The following is a 1,619-nucleotide window of genomic DNA, read 5'->3' as shown; positions in this document are numbered from 1 at the left end:
TCAGTCCTTGATCTCGCAGATGGGGGCGCCGGAGGTGAGGGAGGCGCCGACCTCGGCGGCCAGGCCCTTGATGGTGCCGGCCTTGTGCGCGTTCAGGGGCTGTTCCATCTTCATCGCCTCGAGGACGACGACCAGGTCGCCTTCCTTGACCTCCTGGCCCTCCTCGACGGCGACCTTGACGATGGTGCCCTGCATCGGGGAGGCGAGGGTGTCGCCGGAGGCGGCCGGGCCGGACTTCTTCGCGGCGCGGCGCTTGGGCTTGGCGCCGGCGGCGAGGCCGGTGCGGGCCAGGGTCATGCCGAGCGAGGCCGGGAGGGAGACCTCCAGGCGCTTGCCGCCGACCTCGACGACGACCGTCTCGCGGCCGGTCTCCTCCTCGGTCTCGGTGTCGGCCGGGGCGGCGAAGGGCTTGATGTCGTTGACGAACTCGGTCTCGATCCAGCGGGTGTGGACCGTGAAGGGGTCCGCGGAGCCGGTGAGTTCGGGTGCGAAGGCCGGGTCCTTGACGACGGCGCGGTGGAAGGGGATGGCGGTGGCCATGCCCTCGACCTGGAATTCCTCCAGGGCGCGGGCGGCGCGCTGGAGGGCCTGTTCGCGGGTGGCGCCGGTGATGATGAGCTTGGCGAGCAGTGAGTCCCAGGCGGGGCCGATGACGCTGCCGGACTCGACGCCGGCGTCCAGGCGGACGCCGGGGCCGGAGGGCGGGGCGAAGGTGGTGACGGTGCCGGGGGCGGGCAGGAAGCCGCGGCCGGGGTCCTCGCCGTTGATGCGGAACTCGAAGGAGTGGCCGCGCAGGGCGGGGTCGTCGTAGCCGAGTTCCTCGCCGTCGGCGATGCGGAACATCTCGCGGACCAGGTCGATGCCGGTGACCTCTTCGGTGACCGGGTGCTCGACCTGCAGGCGGGTGTTGACCTCCAGGAAGGAGATCGTGCCGTCGAGGCCGACGAGGAACTCGACGGTGCCGGCGCCGACGTAGCCGGCCTCCTTGAGGATGGCCTTGGAGGCGGAGTACAGCTCGGCGACCTGGGCGTCGGACAGGAACGGTGCGGGGGCCTCCTCCACCAGTTTCTGGTGGCGGCGCTGCAGGGAGCAGTCGCGGGTGGAGACGACCACGACGTTGCCGTGGGTGTCGGCCAGGCACTGGGTCTCGACGTGGCGGGGCTTGTCGAGGTAGCGCTCGACGAAGCACTCGCCGCGGCCGAAGGCGGCGACGGCCTCGCGGACGGCGGAGTCGTAGAGCTCGGGGACCTCTTCGAGGGTGCGGGCGACCTTCAGGCCGCGTCCGCCGCCGCCGAAGGCCGCCTTGATGGCGATCGGCAGGCCGTGTTCCTCGGCGAAGGCGACGACCTCGTCGGCGCCGGAGACCGGGTCGGGGGTGCCGGCGACCAGGGGGGCGCCGGCGCGCTGGGCGATGTGGCGGGCGGCGACCTTGTCGCCGAGGTCGCGGATGGCCTGCGGGGGCGGGCCGATCCAGATCAGGCCGGCGTCCAGGACGGCCTGGGCGAAGTCGGCGTTCTCCGACAGAAAGCCGTAGCCGGGGTGGATCGCGTCCGCGCCGGACTCGCGGGCCGCCTTCAGTACCTTGTCGATGTCCAGGTAGCTGGTGGCCGGGGTGTCAC

At 72.3% G+C, this 1,619-nt stretch carries 1 protein-coding gene; it reads right to left on the bottom strand.

Annotated features, from left to right (window positions below):
- Positions 1–1,619 (bottom strand): acetyl/propionyl/methylcrotonyl-CoA carboxylase subunit alpha (locus ACIRD7_RS43335; RefSeq protein ID WP_403461583.1); only part of this gene is annotated, 1,619 nt, incomplete at its 5' end.

Source organism: Streptomyces sp. NPDC093568 (assembly GCF_044764945.1).
Lineage (GTDB): Bacteria > Actinomycetota > Actinomycetes > Streptomycetales > Streptomycetaceae > Streptomyces.
Note: the sequence above shows the minus strand (reverse complement) of the source record. Positions and strands in the feature narration are given on the sequence as shown.